The sequence below is a fragment of the Paenibacillus sp. PvR098 genome, from assembly GCF_017833255.1.
Classification (GTDB): domain Bacteria; phylum Bacillota; class Bacilli; order Paenibacillales; family NBRC-103111; genus Paenibacillus_G.
The window spans coordinates 1,767,978-1,785,859 of sequence record NZ_JAFIBU010000001.1 but is presented as its reverse complement, the minus strand read 5'-3'; the positions used below and the strand labels follow the sequence as shown (position 1 = coordinate 1,785,859).

The following is a 17,882-nucleotide window of genomic DNA, read 5'->3' as shown; positions in this document are numbered from 1 at the left end:
TAGTTACAAATGAAATGGGAGGAGGAGAACGATGGTATCCGACGAGGATTTGGTTCGACTCATGTCTCGGGGGGATCAAGTAGCATTTGAAGCGTTCGTGAACCGCTATCACGGTCCGCTTCTCGGATATTTGGACCGGAAGCTGCATAACCCGCAAAAAGCGGAGGATTTCGTCCAGGAGACGTTTATCCGGTTGATACGGCAGCTTCGACAAGGGCCAATACCCGACCGCGTTCGTCCGTGGCTGTACAAGGTTGCCCATAACCTTTGCCGCGACTATTGGCGCAGTTCATCCTATCGGGCGAACGTCCAGCTCTCCAAGGAAATTCCGGACAAAGCGGATATTCAAGCCTCGGTGGTGGACATTTACGAAAGACAGGAAACGCGCAAGGAGCTGCTTCAAACGTTAAATGAGCTTCCCGATATTCAGAGAGATATTATTATTCTTCGTTTCTTTCAAGAGCTGAAGCTGCAGGAGATTGCGGATGTAGTCGATCTCACGCTATCGGGAGTGAAGTCACATCTGTATCAAGCGCTCAAAAAGCTGAAACGGCGGTATGACGATAAACCGGCTGGAGAAGCCGAAAGAAGCAAGGGGGAAACGGTCCATGCACAATTCAAAAGATCATGAGCTGCAATCTGTGGATGAAAGAGAATTGGAGGCGCTGGAGGACGAGCTGCGCCGTACCATGTCCACCTATTTGACACGTGCTCCCAAGCAAGCGGAAACTCGCAATTTGATCCAAAGCCTGCAATCGGAATTTGCTGCACTGCAGCAGATTGAGCCTGCTCTAGAGATGGTCCAGCCGCTTCCGCTTGAGCGTCCGTCTTTTCTCAGGCAGTGCTGGATTCAGCTGCAGCTCTTCGGAAAAGCATTCTGGGTGATCAGTGCGGCGATTATCATTATGATGACATTGGTAAGCCCGACACCAGGTACACTTTTATGGGGATTTCGAGATGTATATTCCCTGATTTTACCGTTATTTCTGCTATGTGCCGCTGTTTACTCCTATAAATCGTGGAATGCGGAGATGAGGATGGTGGAAAGCGTTACTCCCTTCCCGCCGGCGCTTTTGCTGCTCATCCGACTTTTACTGATTACAGCAATGATTGTTCTGTTCGGCTTGCTCAGCACCTGTTCCTTGGTGTGGATCCATTATGATTTTTCTATAGGTACATTCCTGCTCGGATGGATGAGCGGTGTGTTATTCGTCGGAGGAATACTTGCGTACATCGCATATCATTGGGGCATACGTTATGGGTTTGCCGCGGCCGGAGCTTCGTGGGCTCTCCTGCAGATTACCGGCGGCATACTTGGAAGGTTCCTGTACGAGAGGCTTGAGCTTATGTACTGGCTTCAAGCTGTTGTTCTGCTTGCGGGACTGCTGTTATTTTTCCGTGCATTTCTTGCGGGTTGGGGGAACGGCTCAGCCAAATACACCGGTTGACGGGATGGGAATGATCAGATGATTCGAATTCGCCAAGTTGTCGTGACAGCGGAACAGTTTGAACTGCAGATTGCACAATTGGATCTTACACCCGGGATTACAATCGTTGTCGGCCGCAACGGAGCAGGAAAATCCACACTCCTGAGGCTCTTGGCTACGGCTGTAGATCCTGTTTCGGGATATATCGAGTATGCCGGACACCGTCCTCAAGAATCGCTTCCGCTGATTCGCCGGAATATCGGATTTCTACCGAGCGGACTTGAGCTGTATGAAGACTTGACACCAAGAAAGCTGCTTAATTATCTCTCGTCATTGAAAGGTATTGTCGACAAGGAGGAAACGGATCGCTGGCTGGCCTCGGCGCGGCTGCAAAAGCAGGCCGACCGGGCTATAAGCCAGCTATCCCAAGGGCAGCAGCAGCGTTTAGGTATCGCACAGGCGTGTCTTGGATCCCCCGCCTTTTTATTTTTGGACGAGCCATTAACGTATTTGGACAGCATGGAACAAAAGCATTTTATTCATCTCATGGGGGAATATGCTCGGCACCGAGTGGTCGTTGTTGCTACACATGAAATCAACGAGTGGCAGTATCAAGCCAGCACCATTGTTTGGTTGGACGAAGGGCGGGTACGATTTGCCGGTTCACCGGCTCTATGGCTGAGCGAGCTGCCGTATGACATATGGTGCGGAAGCGTGCCTTCCGAACAGGTACCAAAGCTCGATTACTCTCGGATGCTGCAGTGTAAGTTCCAAAGAGAACGAACAGAAATCCGCTGGATCGGGGAGGCCCCTGATAACGGCATGGGGGAACACGTTTTTCCTACGCTGGAGGATGCTTATTTTATTCGCCGGTATGCATTGGACAAGAAGTAACTAACCGACGTTGGCCGCAAGCCAGCTCATTCATCATGAGCTGGCTTGCGGACGTTGCCGTCTTCTCACAGAGCCGTGGTATAGCAACTGCCATACGGATGAATACTTACCTTAGATGTCTGTATATTCCGAGGGAGGTATCATGAAAAAGCTTATTTGTGTGGTAACGATCGTGCTGCTGCTCTTCACGAGCTTATCCGTCCAGGCGGACAATGTCGTACCCTATGAAGAACAATGGCAGAGCAGCGACTCCGGTAGCTATGTAGCCAGCAGGTACAGATCAGGCAGAGGCTCCTTCACCGGCGGAAGAACCGGAGGCGTAGCCCCGGGAACAGGAACAGCGCCAAGGACGCCCGCAGGTAATGTAAGAAACAACCCCGGAACCACAGTTCCTCCTGGAGGAGCCGCAACGGCTCCCGCTCGCGGAATGTTTGGAGGATTGTTCGGCGGGTTGGCCATGGGCGCGCTTCTCGGCAGTATTTTTAATCCGTTCGGCTTTTTTGGCGGCATGCCATTCAGCGGATTTTCGATCATCGGATTGTTGTTTTGGGGAGCGATTCTGTTTCTCGTTTACCGCCTGTTCAAAAGAGCGAGGAGAAACAGTTAGCGTCTCAGGGAAGGGTCTAGGGTTTGCGTGCCGCACTGTTCTCCTTCGAATATAAACGATAATTGGACGGGATCGGACGGATTCGTGTCAAGGGCAGGAGGGGCGCTCGTAGCCTCTTGCGAGAATGGCTGGTATGGGGTTATGCGATACTGCTGCAGCAGCGTGTGAAGCCGTTCAAGCGTTTCTTCCCTGTAACGCTTGGGAGCATAAGCGGAATGGCTGTATAATGCGGCGAAGGGTCCCAGCAGATGGGGATAATGTTCGCGCACCGTGCGGAAAAACCACGACTTCACCGCATTCGTGTTCAGACGCAGTACGGATCCCATGATGAATTGAGCGCCCGCTTTGGATGCATGCTGAACGACCCGTTCCAGTGAGTCCTGGCTATCTGTTAAGTAGGGAAGGATCGGTGCCATAAAGATGCCGGCATCCACTCCTTCTTCGGTTAAGCGTTGCACCGCTTCTAATCTACGGAGCGGGGAGGGGGTCATTGGCTCGAAATGACGCCACACTTGTTTATCTAACGTATTCAAGCTTATGTTAACGGAGCTGCCGGGCATCTTCCGGAGCAGATCCAGATCACGCAGGATCAGGGGAGAACGGGTTGTAATGCTGACCGGAAGCCGATAAGATGCCATCACCTCCAAGCATTGGCGGGTAAGGAGCAGCCTACTTTCAATCGGTTGATAAGGATCCGTGGCCGTGCCGAAAGCAATTTTGCCCAGCTTCTCCCGCCCGTTCTTTGAGCGAAGCATGCGCGCGATCTGATCTTCGAGAGCTTCACGGGCATTATCCTTATATAAAATATGGTGCTGAAACGTATCATCCGCGTCCATTCCCAGAAACGTATGAGTGGAGCGTGCATAGCAAAAGCTGCAGCCGTGCTGGCATCCGCGGTAAGGATTGACAGACCAGTCAAACGGCATGGATGGGGCTTTTACCGGATTCAGTACTTGTTTGGCTTGAATCGGTTCAAAAGTCGTTGGCACAGCCACTTCATCATCCAACCTTTCATCTAATATGGGAATGTGCGTTCCTGTTTTATTGTATTACGGAACATATGTTCTGTCAAACTATCTAAGAAAAAGGAGTCCAGGCAATGGCAAAAAGACGCAGCAGGAGACCTGTCGTACCGGGAGCGGGACATGGATTGGATATTCTGAAAGCTGAGGTGATGCAGCGCGCAGGCTATGCGGTGAACCGTGAACGACCGGATCTGGTGAAGTATGAAGTAGCTCGTTCCTTAGGTGTACCCTTACAACCCGGTGGTAACGGGAGCTTACCGACGGAGCAAGCAGGGAAAGTCGGTGGACAGATCGGTGGTCGAATGGTGCGTGAAATGATCCGAATGGCGCAGGAGCAGCTGACCAAACGATAGCATGAGCCTTTGGTCACGATTTCGGTCGCAGGGCGTTGTAAGGCTGTTTGTTCGGGTATTTCGATTAACAGCGAAGGACGAAAGAAATTCGGTCGAAAGCTGATAGGAAGATGTATTCCTCTAATGTATATCCTTCTAATTAATAAAATGGATTGAAAAAGAAGGAATGAAGACATATCATTAGACTATACTATGGTCCTAAGACAGGAAGGAGTTATCCATGTTCAAAGTATGGCGCAGACTCCTTCCGAAGCATCGTTTCGGTTCAGATATCATTCAAAGTCTGACTCGTATGATGCTGGTTTTAGGTCTATTTTTTCTGTTTATGATTTATTTGATAAACGGTTATCAAGACCGATTATATAACGAAATCTCACAATTGGAGCAGATCTCTAGAAATGTTCTCATATTGCAGAAATCATTGATCGATCAAGAAACCGCTCAGCGCGGGTACAGCTTAACGGGGGACTCGACTTTCATACAGACCTATGAGGAATCCTCTGACGAATACCTCGAAACGATAGGGCAAATGTATCACGACATCACCCAATATCCCTATTTGATCGAGCCTTTTCGAGAATTATTTGAAACCGGTCTTCAATGGAAGGAGAAATACGGATTACTGCAGTTGGAGGCCTTTGGAAAAGGTGAACAAATGACAACCGAGGAGCTGTTAGGAGGCAAGCCGGTCGTCGAAGACTTCCGTAACAGGTCTATGGAAATTTCCCGTATGATTCATACCAAGAAATCGGATCTGTCCAACGCTTATATGTCCAGAATTACTCAAACGCTGTATGTTTCCATTGTGATATGCGCGGTTGTGATCGGTTTGGCGGTGGCCGATGTGGTTCATAAGCTGCGGCGGATCATTCGGCCGATCAATGAATTAAGCTGCACTGTAGAAGGGTATGCCCGGCAACAATTTGATGTGTCTGTTCCATCTCTGAAGCAAGATGACGAGCTTAGCAAGCTGTTCGATCATATCGAACATATGCGGCTGATGCTGAAGCATCAATTTGAACATAGCCGAAGTCAGGTGTATATGGACGGTTTAACCGGAGTCGGCAATCGCCGATATTTTGATGAATCGCTTGATTTGGCTTTGGAACGGGCACAGATGGAGGGAGAGGCGTTCAGCTTGATTCTGATGGATATTGATCGCTTCAAACGATTTAACGACACTTATGGACATGCGGAAGGGGATAAACTTCTGAAGCACATATCGGGTGTCATGCAAAGAATACTGCCGGATTATATGGTGCTCGCAAGATATGGGGGCGAAGAATTCGCAGTGATTGTCCCCGGTAAAGGAATGGATGAAGCGTTCCTTGTGGCAGAGAAGCTGCGAAGAGAAGTGGAACGGCAAGCGCTTGATTCCTATCGGGTCACAGCCAGCTTTGGGATTTCTCGTGTAAGTGAAGGAGATACGCCGGAAGCTTTGCTGGTACGAGCGGATCAAGCGTTATACGCTTCCAAAAATAACGGACGCAATTGCGTGTCTGCAGGATAAAATCACGTTAAGCGACCCCACAGGCAGCGCCTTGGTGGGGTCTTCGGCTTTTACTCCTTCGGTTGATCCGAGTCGTATTCAGCCGAATATTGAGCAAGAGACTTGATTTTACCGTTCGGCTGCTGATTCTGCTTACGGATTTTCCATTGGTTTTCCTCGCGTCTTTTCGAATGGCTCATCCCTTGTCAGCTCCTTTGCTTCACGTTAAATAAAGTGGTCCTGCCTCTATAGCATGGCAGAGTTGAAGGTTTTTTATGCTCGAATGAAAACGGACGCACGGAATGGAATTCGTTGCAACCTAGGGATGTTTGCTATACAGTGGAGGCTACGGGCAATCGCAAAATCAAAGAAGCTTATGAACGGGTGGAATGGATGAGGACATTTTTTTGGACCGGTTGTTTATCTTATTTATTGATTGGATTGGCACATGTCATTATGGGATCCCTTCTCCCTGAAATTTTGGCATATTACGGCAAGGATTACGGTGATGGCGGACTCCTCATATCCCTGCAGTTCGCCGGGTTCTTAATCGGCGTGCTTTCAGGCCCTTGGTGTGCCCAAAAGCTTGGGAAACGGGGAGCGCTGCTGTTGTGTCTGTTCTGCTTGAGCGCGGCGCAGCTTGTCTTTTTCTCTCTGCCGGTATGGGGTCTGATGTTAGCCATCGCGCCTTTGGCAGGTTTTGGATTCGGGATGGTGGAGACCATTATCGGGGCTTTAGTTATTCAGCATATGGAGGGTAGTCAAAAAACATCCTCGATGACAAGATTGGAGGTCTTCTTCGGCCTGGGCGCGCTGCTGATGCCCTTGCTTTCCTCCATGCTCATGGCAATCGGATGGTGGCGGGGGGCTTTCTTATGTCTGAGTGTCCTTTCCACGGTTGTTTTCGTCCTTTGGTGGCTGCTGCCGCTGGGCAAGATGGAGGGGTTAATGAGCCGACAATCCGGGGTGCGGGAACGATCTGCCGAAGCGAGAAGCCGGGTCCGGATGAGCAGAACCTCCTGGAGATTGCTTACCTTGTTTTTGCTTGTTTTTGCGCTTTATGTAGGGACGGAAATGAGCGTCGCGAACTTCTTGCCATCCATCCTTATCGCGAATGTAGGGGTCACGCCGGAGATCGGAGCGCTTGGAGTAACCTGCTTCTGGGCCGCGATAACGGTCGGTAGGTTATTTGCAGCGCAGCTGGCGGAGAGGCTGGGTAAATCGCGGTATTTACTGCTCAGCTCATCAGGAGGCGCCATGATTTTGGCGGGATTCACCATGTCGGACGGAGCAGCCGCCAGCTTCACGTTAATTATGCTTCTGGGACTGGTGATGTCCGGAATGTTTGCTGTTGCGCTTGTATATGCCAATGAGTTTTTTCAAGGGAGAGAGGAACGAATTACAAGCATGCTGATTGCCGCCGGCGGCGTCGGCGGTGCACTCGTTCCTCTGCTCACCGGCGGGCTCATGGAACGTTTATCAATACAGCAGGCCTTGTGGGTGTTGGTGCTGTTTTATGTGCTGATGCTTATCCTTGTGCTTCAAGCCTCCCGTGTGGGCGAAGGGAAGGGCGATCCGTCGGTTTAGGAGGCCAAAATATATATTAGGTTTCAATCATGTGTTTGAATTATTGAATAAATTTCTATTCCTGGTGTAAGCCTTCAATGATTTTGGGAAGAAGGAAAACAAAAAACGACCTGTATAGGCCGTAATCTATCATGGTTCCTTATCTTCTTGTTTCAAATGCAAGTCTTCCAGCGTGTATCGATGATTCCACAAAAATTCCATATCATATTCCACAGAATCGTGTAGAACGAATTCAAGCAAAAGCGCTGCGAACACAATGAGGATCGATCCCAGCAAAGCCAGCCACATCAGAAGCTGAATCGTATGCTGCATGCAGACACGCTCCTTTCCGCTCCGGTTGCTATCATTGTATGAACCGTTCAATTGAAAAATGTTCAGAAAGGAGCGGAATTTAAGCTGGCTTATCCTTGTCACGAATCAGGTACGTGTCTATAATGGTAAAGAGCACCATAGATTCCAAAACAAATAGGAGCCCTGATTGGCTCCTATTTATTTTTATCAGAGAACCGGGAGATGGAACGATGAAATGGACGAGAAAATGGAGATTGGCCCTCATTCGGATGATTCGGGTGAAGGCGGCCGCACATCATGTTGCCCTTGGACTAGCGGTTGGTTTTTTACCGTGTTGGTTTCCGACCTTCGGTATCGGGGCACTTCTATCTGCTGGCCTTGCGCGATTGTTTAAAGCTAGTGTATCGGCTTCTCTCCTAGCCGCAGCCATCGGTTCTTTTCTCTGGCCGGCATTGTTCTATCTGAATTACAAAATCGGCGGATTCGTTTCTTTGCTATTTAGCAGAAGTGCCCCCGTAGATATAGAATTAAATGAAGTAGAATACGTGGATACCGCAGAGAGTGTTCAAAGCTGGGCACAGATGGGGATTGATTTTACAGTGGGCGCGATCATGAATAGCATTGTATTCAGTATGCTTGGCTACTATGTTTTTCTTGTCATCCTGAAGAAATATCGTTCGCCCCTGTTGTATAAGCTGCGCTCATAATTAAGTGCTTATTGTTGGTTTATAACGTTTCTTCCCTGTTCAATATATGATTAAAAATACGGTTTAAATGTTGGACATCCTCTTCAGGTAATTCTCCAAAGTAAGCTTCGACGACTTTCTTTCTGTACACTTTCAAAGCAGAGATTACTTCCTTGCCTTTGTCTGTAATCTCCATCATTACGACCCGGCGGTCTTCCTCCGAACGCATTCTTTCCGCAAAGCCTCCCGCAATCAGCTTATCGGATAATGTCGTAACGGCTCCGGAAGTAATCCACAGCGCTTCGGCAATCTGGGACACCTTAAGTGGCCCTTCGCTATCCAATTTTTCCAGAATTACTGCTTGTGAAGCCGAAACCCCTTGTTCTTCAAAGCGGCTCCAGCTTGCTTTTATTCTTCGAAATAATTGTCTGAACGTTTCTTCTAACTCATATAAGTCTTGACGGCTTGTCATGTGGTCCCCCTTTATTTACCGATCTACTAGAACCATTGTACCATGAATAGCATCATTCCCGAAGGCTACATTGGGATATGTGTAAGAGAACGCAATGAATGCACTCTAACAAATGACAGTTTTAAGACAATAGGATAGGTTTAGTTGTATGGCCTACGGTTTCGTGGTAACCTTGTGGATGAAGTGTGGCATACCATGCAAATTTTTGGGAGTGTGAATCGCCTTGACATATGATTCCATCTATTGGTTCATTCTAGGGGCCGGGTGCATCATGACAGGACTTGTCGGAATGGGCTCTATGATAAAAACGAAAAAGCTTCTCCTGTCATTCTTGGCAGGGACGGCAATCAATGTGATCATTACGGTGGCTGCTTGCTGGTGGTGGGCATCGGTGTTTGCAGGGCCGGAGCATCATTTTTCACGCATGTTCGGACTGTTTGGATTAATTATTTCTTTTGTAAACAACGAAGTTTTGCTGTTTTTCGCTCAATTTATAATGAGAAGGAAAACAGGGGGAGAGCCCGCGTCCACAAACCGGTAACATTTACGAGCGGAATGTAATATAACTGTAATCTGTCCTTTATAGGATATTAATGTTCCCGGTCTATAATAAATATCGACCCCCTTTTTAATATATATATCCCTTGACGGCCTGCAATCCGAGCGATTGCGGGTTATTTTTTGCAGATTTGCCCAAACGAAAAAGACTCCGCGGGACGGCGAACCGGACCGGGAGTCTTGCTCTTGCTTGTATTAGAACGAGGCAGCCTGCTTGGTAGCTTTGTTCAGACCTTCTTCCACGATGGACTGTGCACGATCAGGGAACTGATTGTGACCCTCGATGATGGTTGTCTCAATATCGGTGACTCCGAAGAAGCCCATGATGTTTTTAACGTAGTTAAGCGACATTTCCAATTGAGCCATTGGACCTTCCGAGTACACGCCGCCGCGAGCGTTAAGCAAAACTACTTTTTTGGCTCCGGCTAGTCCTACAGGACCTTGAGCGGTATAGCTGAATGTTTTGCCTGCTTGGCAAAGGTAAGTAAGGTATGTGATCAGCTGTGCAGGAACAGTGAAGTTCCACAAAGGAAAAGCAATAACCACTTTATCAGCTGCAAGGAATTGATCAAGATAACCATTGACAACATCCGCTGCATTCTGTTCTACGGAAGTCAGCTCCATGCCTTTGGCAAGCTTGAACATACCGGTCATAGCAGTGGAATCGTAGTATGGAAGATTAGCCGTGAACAAGTCCAGCTCAGTGATTTGGTCTTCTGGATGAGACTGTTTATAGCTCTCCAAAAAAGTATCGTACAGCTTGACGCTGATCGCTTGATCGGCAGGACGGTCGTTTGCTTTGACGAATAATACGTTGGACATGAAGAAAGCCTCCTTGGATTGTAAAAAAATAAATATATAATAACTTACTTTATGTAAGTATAATAATTCATGTCACTTACTAAAGTCAAGTGAATAATTTAAATAAAGTTTAGTATGAGTTCTTGAATATGCATAGCGTTAGAGAGGGAAGCTAATCTTGATATTGTGCGGAAGCCAATCATAAGGAGGAAGGGTTGAAGTCCCATGGTGAAAGTCAAGTATGCGGAATGCAAGAGGGTACTCGAACGAAGCGACGAGCTGTGCGCTGATGTTGAAGTGATCTTGGAGGGAGAAGATAAGCGATTGGTGGCTCTGTTCGCTGAATCTGAGGATAACGATTATGATATGGTCATGGTGCTGCAAAAGGATGCCTCTCTTGATATTGATTGGTACGATAACGATCTGCACGCTGCGTATGTGGACGTCTCGAAGGAGCTTTTTTCCGATGAAGCGGGTGAAACGTTGTGGGGTCCGAGGGAATCATTCAAGGAGCAGGTGCTCAGCTTCGGCGGTGTGAGAGACCAAATCGCGGCTAAATTAGATGAAGCCAAGCGGCAAAAGATCGAGGCTTGAATGCGAATTGCAACTATAGCGCCATGTAAAAAGCAGATGTCTGAAGCCTGAGAGAGGCTCCTTGCATCTGCTTCTTTGGTTAACGGTTAAACTTACGCTCGAACGTATCCCAGCGAAAATTGGCGATAAAAAAGCCGACGATGCTGAATACCACCAAACGGATAGTAAACCATGAGGCAGAGAGCGAGGGTTGGGAGAGCCATTCGATGGCCGTAAAGAAAAGCGTCAGCAGCAGTCCCCATACGACTACTCCGTAATACATTACATATTTACCTTTTCCCATTTGCCTTGTCTTCCGCCATTTGGCAGCCTGTGCTTCGTTCATTTGTCCTTTGAACCTCCTGATTGGCTTACCTTATATGATCAACCCATTCGAGAGCTGCCCTTCAAATTCCTGCACGTTCAGAGAACGTTCACATGTAAGCCGGACTATTGTGGCATGAAGTTCATGTTCTTTTCATCCCATATTACATGTCATGATTATACCGCAAAATTGCCCTTCTTGCAGTTGGATAAGTATGAGGCGGACAAATCCGGGCTTAGGTTCTCGGAACGTTCCCTTTTTAACAAAATGTGATACAATCGGCTAAGAATAAACGAGGGCAGGAAGTGATAAAGCATGGGAAAATTACTGATTTTTTCTTTATTGTGGTGGGTAATCGGCAATCCGTTCGTGGCTCTTATTGTTCTGATCATCATTTTGTATGCGCTGGATCGTCGCTTTGTCGGGCTGACTCCAAGCGTACTTAAACCTCTGAAGCGATCGCGCCGCTTGTCGAAGCTTAAAGACGAGCTCCGTCTAAGCCCGCATCATACGTCGACCAAGCTGGATATTGCCAGAATCTATATGGAACAAAAAAAGTACGCTGCGGCGCTTGAGCTGCTGGAGCAGGTAGGCGAGGTTATGGAGGATTCCGCAGATGTGCTGAGCGAGAGGGGGATTTGCAAACTGAAGCTCGGTGCAGCAACCGAAGGAGAACGCTTGATCCTGCAGGCGGTAGAGCTGAATCCCAGGGTAAAATACGGCGACCCTTATCTCATTTTGGGGGAGTCCCTTGCGGATAGGGATGCGGAAAAAGCGATACGGTATTTGGAGCGGTTCCGTGAGGTGAATTCTTCTTCTTGCGAAGCCTACTATCTGCTTGGTCAGCTGTACCGCAAGCTGGGCAGAGAAGAAGAAGCCCGCCGCTCGTTCCGTGAGGCCGTGGAACTGTACAGGGGGCTTCCGAAATACAAGCGGCGTCATGAACGACGGTGGGCACTGCTTGCCCGTCTAAAATCATAACGAAGCGGTTGCTGCAGCACCTGCGCGCATAGGTGAATAAGCCTTGAGATCTACCAGCGTGGGCTCTCCGGTTGCGATTTGGGCGACAATTTTGCCGGTGACCGGAGCAAGCAGAATGCCGTTTCTGTAATGACCTGTGGCGAAAATCAATCCGGGAAGCTCATTGGATTCGCCGAGAAACGGAAGCCCGTCACGTGTTCCGGGACGAAGTCCCACCCAGGTTCCAATAAATTCTGCTTCATTAATACGAGGAAGAAGCGAGGCCGCTTTATTATGAAGCTCGGCAATGGCACTCACGGCGACATGCTTATCGAAGCCGGCTTCTACTTGTGTCGCACCGATGATATAGCTTCCGTCCATCTTCGGAACGATATAGCAGCCATGAGTAAAGACGGTCGAGCGAATGAGCGGAGCTGCGGTTTTGACCGATATGCACTGCCCCTTAACCGGAAACATGGGGAGCTTAATGCCAAGCGGTTCGGTCAATGCCGGACTCCATGCTCCGGAAGCCAAGACAACGATATCGGCATGCAGGGCGCCTTCCGATGTTTGAACGCCACATATACGTCCGGTACCGGATTCCGTCAGCAGTCTGAATACAGGTGTCCATTCGCGAATACGGCAGCCTTGCTTAACGATCGCAGCGCCGAGTGCTTTGGCGAGCCAAACGGGATGGACCTGATGATCGGCATAAAAATGTAATCCTCCGCGCACGGCAGGGGACAACTCGGGCTCTCGCTTTAGCATGTCGTTTCCCGTCAACCACTCTGCGTTTTGAATCCAGGGCAGACGGCTGCGGAGTTCGAACTCGTCCTCTTCCGTTAAGGCTGCCCGAAGGATACCTTCCCCGATGTATTGTGCGGTAACGGCGCTATGAAACTCCAGCTCATCGATCCAAGCCTTGTATAACTGCTGGCTTTGGCGGCAAAGCTCGTAGAACGGCCCAGGCCCATGCGTTTCTACTTGGGCGCCAAGCATACCTGCAGCTGCTGTGGAAGCCTCTTGATTTAAAGCCCCTTTATCGAGCAGGGTACAGGCAAAACCGGCTTTAGCCAGCTCATAGGCCGCTGAGCAGCCGATCACGCCTCCCCCGATGATAATTGCGGTGGGAGCTGTTCTGCTGCCTCCGGTTTGGTTTGATGCCGTGCTCATGTGAAATCTCTCCTTGGTTTATGCTTAGTCCGATCGAGCGCTTCGCGGTAAGCGTACACTTGACCGACAGGATCAGAATGCAGAAGCACGGAAGACAGGATGGCAACGCCTGCGGCCCCGGTGGACAGCACCTCGTCCACGCTATTCGGCTCGATGCCTCCTATGGCGATGACGGGTACGTTTGCAGCATCCACCGTCTGTCTGAGGGCGGCGATGCCGCGAGGGGCTAGTCCGGGCTTTGAGCTTGTCGGGTATACATGGCCGAAGATGACATAATTGGCCCCTTGAAGGGACGCCTCAGTCGCTTCATCCGCGGAATGCACCGAACAGCCAATTCGCATGCCTTGCGGGGCGATAGCCCTCGCCTGCGCAGCATTCAGACTGGCTGCTGTAAGCTGTACTCCTTCAGCAGACGCCGCCAGCGCCGCATCCATGCGGTCGTTCAGAATTACCGCGGTTTGCGTTAGCAGCGGCTTCAGCCGCGCATGCCACTGTACAAGCTCCTGTGCACTGCGCTGCTTCTCCCGAATGTGCAGCACATCGATGAGCGTCACGGGGCACTGAATCAATATCGCGGCGACCTCTTCGAGCTCCTGTCGTCCTGTGGTGATAACGTGCAGCGCATGCATTCTCTTGATCATCAAAAGGATCGGACCCTCTCTACATGTGTGATTCTTTACCTTTATCATAACGCGTTCGCTTCAGCGGCGTCAAAACGTTTATTTCAGTTGTCATAAAATCATCACCAAACGGAATCAAGCGCATGCATTCGGCTTCTTGACGGTAAACAAACGGAAGACTAAACTTAAAATGAAGGAATTTTTTGTCCATAGTGTATCTTATTGAATAAGGAGATTGAACGAATGGTCACATATAAAGCGCTAACCATCGCCGGTTCGGATAGCGGCGGAGGTGCGGGGATTCAAGCTGATCTCAAAACATTTCAAATGCTGGATGTGTTCGGAATGTCTGCGATAACGGCCGTCACGGCACAAAATACATTGGGTGTGCACGGAATCTACGATATACCTCTCGAAGGGATCGAGAAGCAGATTGAGGCGATCTTTGCGGATATTGGGGCCGACGCTGCCAAAACAGGCATGCTTTCGCAGCCTGAGGTCATTGAGCTTGTAGCCGGATGTATTCGTAAAGCAGGGCTCAAAAGGCTTGTGGTTGACCCTGTGATGGTCGCCAAAGGTGGCGCCAGCCTCCTTGCGGACAGTGCTCAGGATGCGCTTCGCGAGAAGCTGCTGCCGCTGGCTGCAGTCGTGACGCCAAATATACCGGAAGCTGAGGTTATCACAGGCATGACTTTGTCATCGCTGGATGATATGAAGCTGGCGGCGACACGCATTGTGAAAGAGCTCGGCGCCTCGGCCGCTATCGTGAAGGGCGGACACCGCAGCGGCGAGCCTACCGATGTGCTGTACGACGGTGAAATCTTTCACCTGCTGACGGCAGAGCGCTATGAGACACGCCATACGCACGGGACAGGCTGTACCTTCTCCGCAGCGATATGCGCCGAGCTTGCAAAGGGTAAGCCGCTGCTGGAAGCCGCACATACGGCCAAGCGCTTCATCACGTTGGCGATCCGTCATGAGCTGGGCATCGGCGGGGGACACGGGCCGACGAATCATTGGGCATACACGCGTGAAGGGCTGCCCGCTAAGGAGAAAGCATAACCATGAGCTATGAATATTTAATGCAGGCAGTCCTTCTGATTGTCCTGTTGTTTATTTCATTCCCTGCGATCGTAATATGGTCAAAATGGAAAAAAAAGAAACGGAGATAATTGCATGTACTATGTCAATCAGGAACAAATCGATCTACGCTTGTCCTTCGTGCCTACGTTGCTTCAAGCTTCCAGCGAATTAACAGAAGCTTGGTCTAAAGCAGCTCACGGAGAAGCTTCAGGAGAATCGCTCCTTCTTCAATTTGCCCAGGAGCGGACGCTTCATCTTGCGATCGAAACCATTACGGACGTAGGTAGTCTGCTGATCGATGCATTCATGATGCGCGATGCGAGCAGCTATGAGGACATTATCGACATTTTGAGCGATGAGGGCGTATTTGATCAGGACACGGCCGCAACATTGAAAGAGCTTGTTATGCTTCGCCGTCCTTTAACACAGGAGTATACCTCGGTCAAGCACAAAGGGCTTCACCCGATGATGAGCCGCCTTCCAGCAGCGCTCGCAGTGTTCGCCGAAGCGGTTCCTGATTTCATCCGTAAGGAAATGCTGTAATCCATGGGTATCGGACGAAAGCGGATTTCCAGAACAGTGTCCTTCTCTGGAAATCCACTTTCTTTTTTCTTTTCAAGACTGGCTATACACTTAAGTATAGCAATTTACTTATGGATTATTTTCGTTTACAATGTGTGTATTCAGACGGTACATAACTCGGCTGCTGTGACATGAAGCAGTGGTTTGCTAACAAGAAGGACGGTGAGACCGGATGAACTACGAATCGGAAGTACCCACGAGAAAAGTCATTTTGACGATGCTGAAAACAAAAGGACCGCTGAGCGTAAGTAAGGTTTCCAGAGAGCTGGGCATTACGGAAATGGCCGTGCGGCGTCATCTGAACACTCTTGAACGCGACAGCCTGATTGAATCGAAGCTTGTACGGCAGGCAATGGGTAGACCAACTCATCAGTATTCTCTGACAGAACGCGCAGATGATCTGTTTCCGAAGAAATACCAGCATTTAACGTTGGATTTGTTGGAAGAGCTGGAATCCGCTTTAGGGGAAGATAAAGTAAACCTGCTGTTCGAACGCCGCAAGCAGAGGCTGATTGGTCGCTTCAAGAACCGGATGAATGGCAAATCCTTGTCGGATCGGGTCCTGGAGCTCTCGGACATTCAGAATATGAACGGTTATATGGTAGAGCTGGAACGGAAGGAAGACGGATCCTATTTGCTCAAAGAGCATAATTGTCCCATCTCGCAGGTGGCTAACCAATATAATCACGCGTGCAGCTGTGAGCTGGAGATGTTCAGAAGCTTGCTTGGAGAAGAAGCCAAGGTGGAGCGAACGGAATGTCTGGCCAAAGGAGGCAGCCAATGTGCATATGTCATACAACATAAATAAAACCATCTTCAGAGAAAGCGATTCTGCTAAAGATGGTTTTTTCGTTTTTTTTTCATAAAATTCGGAAGTTGCGAAAAAATAATGATCATACTAAGGTGGAGGGAAGAACATATGGAGAATGAAGACATACGACGCCTGGAGCTGCAGTTCGGCAGGCGCCTGACGGAAGGCGAAGCCGCTGAAATATTAAATGAGCAAATTGTACATCCGGATGACGAGGAATTCTTTGATGAAATGGATGATGCTGCAGCAACATTGGCCACAACCCAAATATTCAGGAGAAATCTGTAATGAGCCGAATGAACCAAATTATCGAAAATCATGAGCAGTTGGAGAAACTGGCCGCTTTATTGAAGCATTACAGTGTGAATGCTGAGTTCGTGACGGCCTCTTTGATTGAGAAATTCGAAGGAGAAGAGAAGGAGACAAACGAAGAGCTTGTCTCCGATTTAAAACAGCTGTATGCGACTTACTAGCTTGACATGATCTCGTCGGTTTCGAGTTTTTTCATCAAATGCATGAAAAAGCACTTCTGCTTTCGTCTATAAAGTATGAGATGGAAATAGGAGAGAAAATTCGAATGAAATTGATCAAAACGACGATTGTAGTGGGTTTCATTTTGCTTGCAGGATTTAAGCTTTATGAGGGGGAAGTACGGGCTGTATGGAATGAGATTCCCTGGATGTTTGCGAAAGGGCCCAAGCTGGAGGCGACAGCTGCGGTGCTGCTGGATGCGGAAACCGGAGAGCTGATGTATTCCGTAAACGGAGATACACCGCTGCCGCCGGCCAGCATGTCCAAGATGATGACGGAATACATCGTTCTAGAGCATATTGGCAGCCAAAAGCTTTCGTGGAATGAAAAGGTGAAAATCAGCCCCCGAGCTGCGGGTGTGGTTGGAGCTAAAGTGCCCCTTCGGGCAGGAGACCGGGTATCCGTAAAAGATTTATTCGCAGCAGTCGCCGTCGATTCAGCCAATGATGCAGCGGTTGCGCTCGCCGAACGAGTGGCAGGCAGTGAAGAAGCCTTCGCAGCGCTCATGAATGAGAAGGCAAAAAGCTTGGGCTTGTCCAAGCACACGCATTATATCAATGCGACTGGCTTGTCTAGAACGGATATGGGCTCGAATCCACCGGAGGGTATTCGAGGAGAGCAGCAGATGACGGCTGCGGATACGGCGAAGCTGGCATCCAGGCTGATCCAGGATTACCCGGACATCCTGTCTTTTACAGATAAACCTAGCTATCGACTTGCCTACCAAAAGAAGACGGTGGTCAATACGAATGAGATGCTGCGGGCCGAAGAGAATCAGGTCTTAGGCTTTGAGGGCCTGGACGGACTCAAAACGGGGTTTACGGATGAAGCTGGATATTGTTTTACCGGGACGGCTGTCCGTGACGGAAAAAGATTGATTAGTGTCGTGATGGGCACGTCCACTAGCAATAAACGATTCGAAGAAACCAAAATCTTATTAAGCTATGGATTTAAGGACTGACTAACTTCGCTGGACCATTTACTAATGGACCGACTCTAGACTCAATGCTCAGCCGCTAACAAATAACAGGCCT

General features: G+C 49.2%; 25 protein-coding genes. 17 read left to right on the top strand and 8 right to left on the bottom strand.

Features of this window, described 5'->3' with window-relative positions; translation table 11 throughout:
* The first annotated feature begins 31 nt into the window (after positions 1–31).
* From JOE45_RS08960 to JOE45_RS08945, 4 genes are all read left to right on the top strand, one after another.
* Positions 32–631, top strand: a complete 600-nt coding sequence (locus tag JOE45_RS08960) for an RNA polymerase sigma factor (RefSeq protein WP_210020526.1) — start codon at positions 32–34, stop codon at positions 629–631.
* On the top strand, positions 609–1,448 hold the full coding sequence (locus tag JOE45_RS08955) for a hypothetical protein (RefSeq protein ID WP_210020527.1): 840 nt from the start codon (positions 609–611) through the stop codon (positions 1,446–1,448). Before JOE45_RS08960 ends, JOE45_RS08955 begins: the two co-directional genes overlap by 23 nt.
* Before the next feature lie 18 nt (positions 1,449–1,466).
* Entirely contained in the window at positions 1,467–2,321 is an 855-nt protein-coding gene (locus tag JOE45_RS08950; protein WP_210020528.1) for an ATP-binding cassette domain-containing protein, read from the top strand.
* A 142-nt stretch (positions 2,322–2,463) separates the two neighbouring features.
* The gene (locus JOE45_RS08945) at positions 2,464–2,928 is read left to right on the top strand and encodes a hypothetical protein (protein WP_210020529.1); all 465 of its coding nucleotides are present in this window, start codon (positions 2,464–2,466) and stop codon (positions 2,926–2,928) included.
* Here JOE45_RS08945 and JOE45_RS08940 read toward each other — a convergent pair.
* A complete protein-coding gene (locus JOE45_RS08940) occupies positions 2,925–3,923 on the bottom strand; it encodes an SPL family radical SAM protein (protein ID WP_348632511.1) in 999 nt (332 codons plus the stop codon). The genes JOE45_RS08945 and JOE45_RS08940 overlap by 4 nt on opposite strands.
* 104 nt (positions 3,924–4,027) lie before the next feature.
* Between JOE45_RS08940 and JOE45_RS08935 the strand changes: the two genes are divergently transcribed.
* Positions 4,028–4,306: an alpha/beta-type small acid-soluble spore protein gene (locus tag JOE45_RS08935; RefSeq protein WP_210020530.1), complete on the top strand. Its 279-nt coding sequence runs from the start codon at positions 4,028–4,030 to the stop codon at positions 4,304–4,306.
* 220 nt (positions 4,307–4,526) lie between these two features.
* The gene (locus JOE45_RS08930; RefSeq protein WP_210020531.1) at positions 4,527–5,816 is read left to right on the top strand and encodes a sensor domain-containing diguanylate cyclase; all 1,290 of its coding nucleotides are present in this window, start codon (positions 4,527–4,529) and stop codon (positions 5,814–5,816) included.
* A 50-nt stretch (positions 5,817–5,866) separates the two neighbouring features.
* Here JOE45_RS08930 and JOE45_RS23495 read toward each other — a convergent pair whose 3' ends face one another.
* Positions 5,867–5,995: a DUF6254 family protein gene (locus JOE45_RS23495; RefSeq protein WP_245246824.1), complete on the bottom strand. Its 129-nt coding sequence runs from the start codon at positions 5,993–5,995 to the stop codon at positions 5,867–5,869.
* 139 nt (positions 5,996–6,134) lie between these two features.
* On the opposite strand from JOE45_RS23495, the gene JOE45_RS08925 reads away from it, so the two are divergent.
* Positions 6,135–7,382 (top strand): MFS transporter, encoded by a 1,248-nt coding sequence (locus tag JOE45_RS08925; RefSeq protein WP_210020532.1) that lies wholly within the window; start codon positions 6,135–6,137, stop codon positions 7,380–7,382.
* A 129-nt stretch (positions 7,383–7,511) separates the two neighbouring features.
* Here JOE45_RS08925 and JOE45_RS08920 read toward each other — a convergent pair whose 3' ends face one another.
* A complete protein-coding gene (locus JOE45_RS08920; protein ID WP_210020533.1) occupies positions 7,512–7,694 on the bottom strand; it encodes a hypothetical protein in 183 nt (60 codons plus the stop codon).
* Between the two features lie 209 nt (positions 7,695–7,903).
* On the opposite strand from JOE45_RS08920, the gene JOE45_RS08915 reads away from it, so the two are divergent.
* Positions 7,904–8,380, top strand: coding sequence for a DUF2062 domain-containing protein (locus JOE45_RS08915; protein ID WP_210020534.1), 477 nt, complete (start codon positions 7,904–7,906; stop codon positions 8,378–8,380).
* A 19-nt stretch (positions 8,381–8,399) separates the two neighbouring features.
* Here the strand turns inward: JOE45_RS08915 and JOE45_RS08910 are convergent, their stop codons facing one another.
* A complete protein-coding gene (locus JOE45_RS08910; RefSeq protein ID WP_210020535.1) occupies positions 8,400–8,831 on the bottom strand; it encodes a MarR family winged helix-turn-helix transcriptional regulator in 432 nt (143 codons plus the stop codon).
* Between the two features lie 223 nt (positions 8,832–9,054).
* On the opposite strand from JOE45_RS08910, the gene JOE45_RS08905 reads away from it, so the two are divergent.
* Positions 9,055–9,372, top strand: coding sequence for a hypothetical protein (locus JOE45_RS08905; RefSeq protein WP_210020536.1), 318 nt, complete (start codon positions 9,055–9,057; stop codon positions 9,370–9,372).
* 212 nt (positions 9,373–9,584) lie between these two features.
* Here JOE45_RS08905 and JOE45_RS08900 read toward each other — a convergent pair whose 3' ends face one another.
* Entirely contained in the window at positions 9,585–10,211 is a 627-nt protein-coding gene (locus JOE45_RS08900) for an FMN-dependent NADH-azoreductase (protein ID WP_210020537.1), read from the bottom strand.
* Positions 10,212–10,415: 204 nt separating this feature from the next.
* Here JOE45_RS08900 and JOE45_RS08895 point away from each other — a divergent pair, with 204 nt between their 5' ends.
* Positions 10,416–10,784 (top strand): hypothetical protein, encoded by a 369-nt coding sequence (locus tag JOE45_RS08895; RefSeq protein WP_210020538.1) that lies wholly within the window; start codon positions 10,416–10,418, stop codon positions 10,782–10,784.
* 79 nt (positions 10,785–10,863) lie between these two features.
* On the opposite strand, the gene JOE45_RS08890 is transcribed toward JOE45_RS08895, so the two are convergent.
* Positions 10,864–11,109, bottom strand: a complete 246-nt coding sequence (locus JOE45_RS08890; protein WP_210020539.1) for a hypothetical protein — start codon at positions 11,107–11,109, stop codon at positions 10,864–10,866.
* A gap of 294 nt (positions 11,110–11,403) precedes the next feature.
* Here JOE45_RS08890 and JOE45_RS08885 point away from each other — a divergent pair, with 294 nt between their 5' ends.
* The gene (locus JOE45_RS08885; protein WP_210020540.1) at positions 11,404–12,069 is read left to right on the top strand and encodes a tetratricopeptide repeat protein; all 666 of its coding nucleotides are present in this window, start codon (positions 11,404–11,406) and stop codon (positions 12,067–12,069) included.
* Here JOE45_RS08885 and thiO read toward each other — a convergent pair.
* Together thiO and JOE45_RS08875 are read right to left on the bottom strand one after the other, a co-directional pair.
* Entirely contained in the window at positions 12,064–13,221 is a 1,158-nt protein-coding gene (gene thiO, locus JOE45_RS08880) for a glycine oxidase ThiO (RefSeq protein WP_210020541.1), read from the bottom strand. The two genes, JOE45_RS08885 and thiO, sit on opposite strands and share 6 nt — an antisense overlap.
* The gene (locus JOE45_RS08875; RefSeq protein WP_210023356.1) at positions 13,218–13,862 is read right to left on the bottom strand and encodes a thiamine phosphate synthase; all 645 of its coding nucleotides are present in this window, start codon (positions 13,860–13,862) and stop codon (positions 13,218–13,220) included. The genes thiO and JOE45_RS08875 overlap by 4 nt, the downstream gene beginning before the upstream one ends.
* A 222-nt stretch (positions 13,863–14,084) precedes the next feature.
* Between JOE45_RS08875 and thiD the strand changes: the two genes are divergently transcribed.
* The 6 genes from thiD (at position 14,085) to JOE45_RS08845 (ending at position 17,809) form a co-directional block, all read left to right on the top strand.
* The gene (thiD, locus tag JOE45_RS08870) at positions 14,085–14,903 is read left to right on the top strand and encodes a bifunctional hydroxymethylpyrimidine kinase/phosphomethylpyrimidine kinase (RefSeq protein ID WP_210020542.1); all 819 of its coding nucleotides are present in this window, start codon (positions 14,085–14,087) and stop codon (positions 14,901–14,903) included.
* A gap of 114 nt (positions 14,904–15,017) precedes the next feature.
* Positions 15,018–15,467, top strand: a complete 450-nt coding sequence (locus JOE45_RS08865) for a DUF86 domain-containing protein (protein WP_210020543.1) — start codon at positions 15,018–15,020, stop codon at positions 15,465–15,467.
* A 211-nt stretch (positions 15,468–15,678) separates the two neighbouring features.
* Positions 15,679–16,314 carry a helix-turn-helix transcriptional regulator gene (locus JOE45_RS08860; RefSeq protein ID WP_210020544.1) on the top strand — a complete coding sequence of 212 codons (636 nt, stop codon included), beginning with the start codon at positions 15,679–15,681 and terminating at the stop codon, positions 16,312–16,314.
* 111 nt (positions 16,315–16,425) lie between these two features.
* Entirely contained in the window at positions 16,426–16,605 is a 180-nt protein-coding gene (locus JOE45_RS08855) for a hypothetical protein (protein ID WP_210020545.1), read from the top strand.
* A complete protein-coding gene (locus tag JOE45_RS08850; protein WP_210020546.1) occupies positions 16,605–16,790 on the top strand; it encodes a hypothetical protein in 186 nt (61 codons plus the stop codon). Before JOE45_RS08855 ends, JOE45_RS08850 begins: the two co-directional genes overlap by 1 nt.
* Positions 16,791–16,894: 104 nt before the next feature.
* Positions 16,895–17,809, top strand: a complete 915-nt coding sequence (locus JOE45_RS08845; RefSeq protein WP_210020547.1) for a D-alanyl-D-alanine carboxypeptidase family protein — start codon at positions 16,895–16,897, stop codon at positions 17,807–17,809.
* The last annotated feature ends 73 nt before the right edge of the window (positions 17,810–17,882 follow it).

Excerpts from the sequence above, each read along its gene's own strand:
- JOE45_RS08860 (WP_210020544.1), top strand. The coding sequence starts at position 15,679 with ATGAACTACGAATCGGAAGTACCCACGAGAAAAGTCATTTTGACGATG.
- JOE45_RS08930 (WP_210020531.1), top strand. The coding sequence starts at position 4,527 with ATGTTCAAAGTATGGCGCAGACTCCTTCCGAAGCATCGTTTCGGTTCA.
- JOE45_RS08955 (WP_210020527.1), top strand. The coding sequence starts at position 609 with ATGCACAATTCAAAAGATCATGAGCTGCAATCTGTGGATGAAAGAGAA.
- JOE45_RS08850 (WP_210020546.1), top strand. The coding sequence starts at position 16,605 with ATGAGCCGAATGAACCAAATTATCGAAAATCATGAGCAGTTGGAGAAA.
- JOE45_RS08900 (WP_210020537.1), bottom strand. The coding sequence starts at position 10,211 with ATGTCCAACGTATTATTCGTCAAAGCAAACGACCGTCCTGCCGATCAA.
- JOE45_RS08960 (WP_210020526.1), top strand. The coding sequence starts at position 32 with ATGGTATCCGACGAGGATTTGGTTCGACTCATGTCTCGGGGGGATCAA.
- JOE45_RS08885 (WP_210020540.1), top strand. The coding sequence starts at position 11,404 with ATGGGAAAATTACTGATTTTTTCTTTATTGTGGTGGGTAATCGGCAAT.
- thiD (WP_210020542.1), top strand. The coding sequence starts at position 14,085 with ATGGTCACATATAAAGCGCTAACCATCGCCGGTTCGGATAGCGGCGGA.
- JOE45_RS08910 (WP_210020535.1), bottom strand. The coding sequence starts at position 8,831 with ATGACAAGCCGTCAAGACTTATATGAGTTAGAAGAAACGTTCAGACAA.
- JOE45_RS08950 (WP_210020528.1), top strand. The coding sequence starts at position 1,467 with ATGATTCGAATTCGCCAAGTTGTCGTGACAGCGGAACAGTTTGAACTG.
- JOE45_RS23495 (WP_245246824.1), bottom strand. The coding sequence starts at position 5,995 with ATGAGCCATTCGAAAAGACGCGAGGAAAACCAATGGAAAATCCGTAAG.
- JOE45_RS08890 (WP_210020539.1), bottom strand. The coding sequence starts at position 11,109 with ATGAACGAAGCACAGGCTGCCAAATGGCGGAAGACAAGGCAAATGGGA.
- JOE45_RS08855 (WP_210020545.1), top strand. The coding sequence starts at position 16,426 with ATGGAGAATGAAGACATACGACGCCTGGAGCTGCAGTTCGGCAGGCGC.
- JOE45_RS08920 (WP_210020533.1), bottom strand. The coding sequence starts at position 7,694 with ATGCAGCATACGATTCAGCTTCTGATGTGGCTGGCTTTGCTGGGATCG.
- JOE45_RS08895 (WP_210020538.1), top strand. The coding sequence starts at position 10,416 with ATGGTGAAAGTCAAGTATGCGGAATGCAAGAGGGTACTCGAACGAAGC.
- JOE45_RS08845 (WP_210020547.1), top strand. The coding sequence starts at position 16,895 with ATGAAATTGATCAAAACGACGATTGTAGTGGGTTTCATTTTGCTTGCA.
- JOE45_RS08915 (WP_210020534.1), top strand. The coding sequence starts at position 7,904 with ATGAAATGGACGAGAAAATGGAGATTGGCCCTCATTCGGATGATTCGG.
- JOE45_RS08935 (WP_210020530.1), top strand. The coding sequence starts at position 4,028 with ATGGCAAAAAGACGCAGCAGGAGACCTGTCGTACCGGGAGCGGGACAT.
- thiO (WP_210020541.1), bottom strand. The coding sequence starts at position 13,221 with ATGAGCACGGCATCAAACCAAACCGGAGGCAGCAGAACAGCTCCCACC.
- JOE45_RS08945 (WP_210020529.1), top strand. The coding sequence starts at position 2,464 with ATGAAAAAGCTTATTTGTGTGGTAACGATCGTGCTGCTGCTCTTCACG.
- JOE45_RS08865 (WP_210020543.1), top strand. The coding sequence starts at position 15,018 with ATGTACTATGTCAATCAGGAACAAATCGATCTACGCTTGTCCTTCGTG.
- JOE45_RS08875 (WP_210023356.1), bottom strand. The coding sequence starts at position 13,862 with ATGATCAAGAGAATGCATGCGCTGCACGTTATCACCACAGGACGACAG.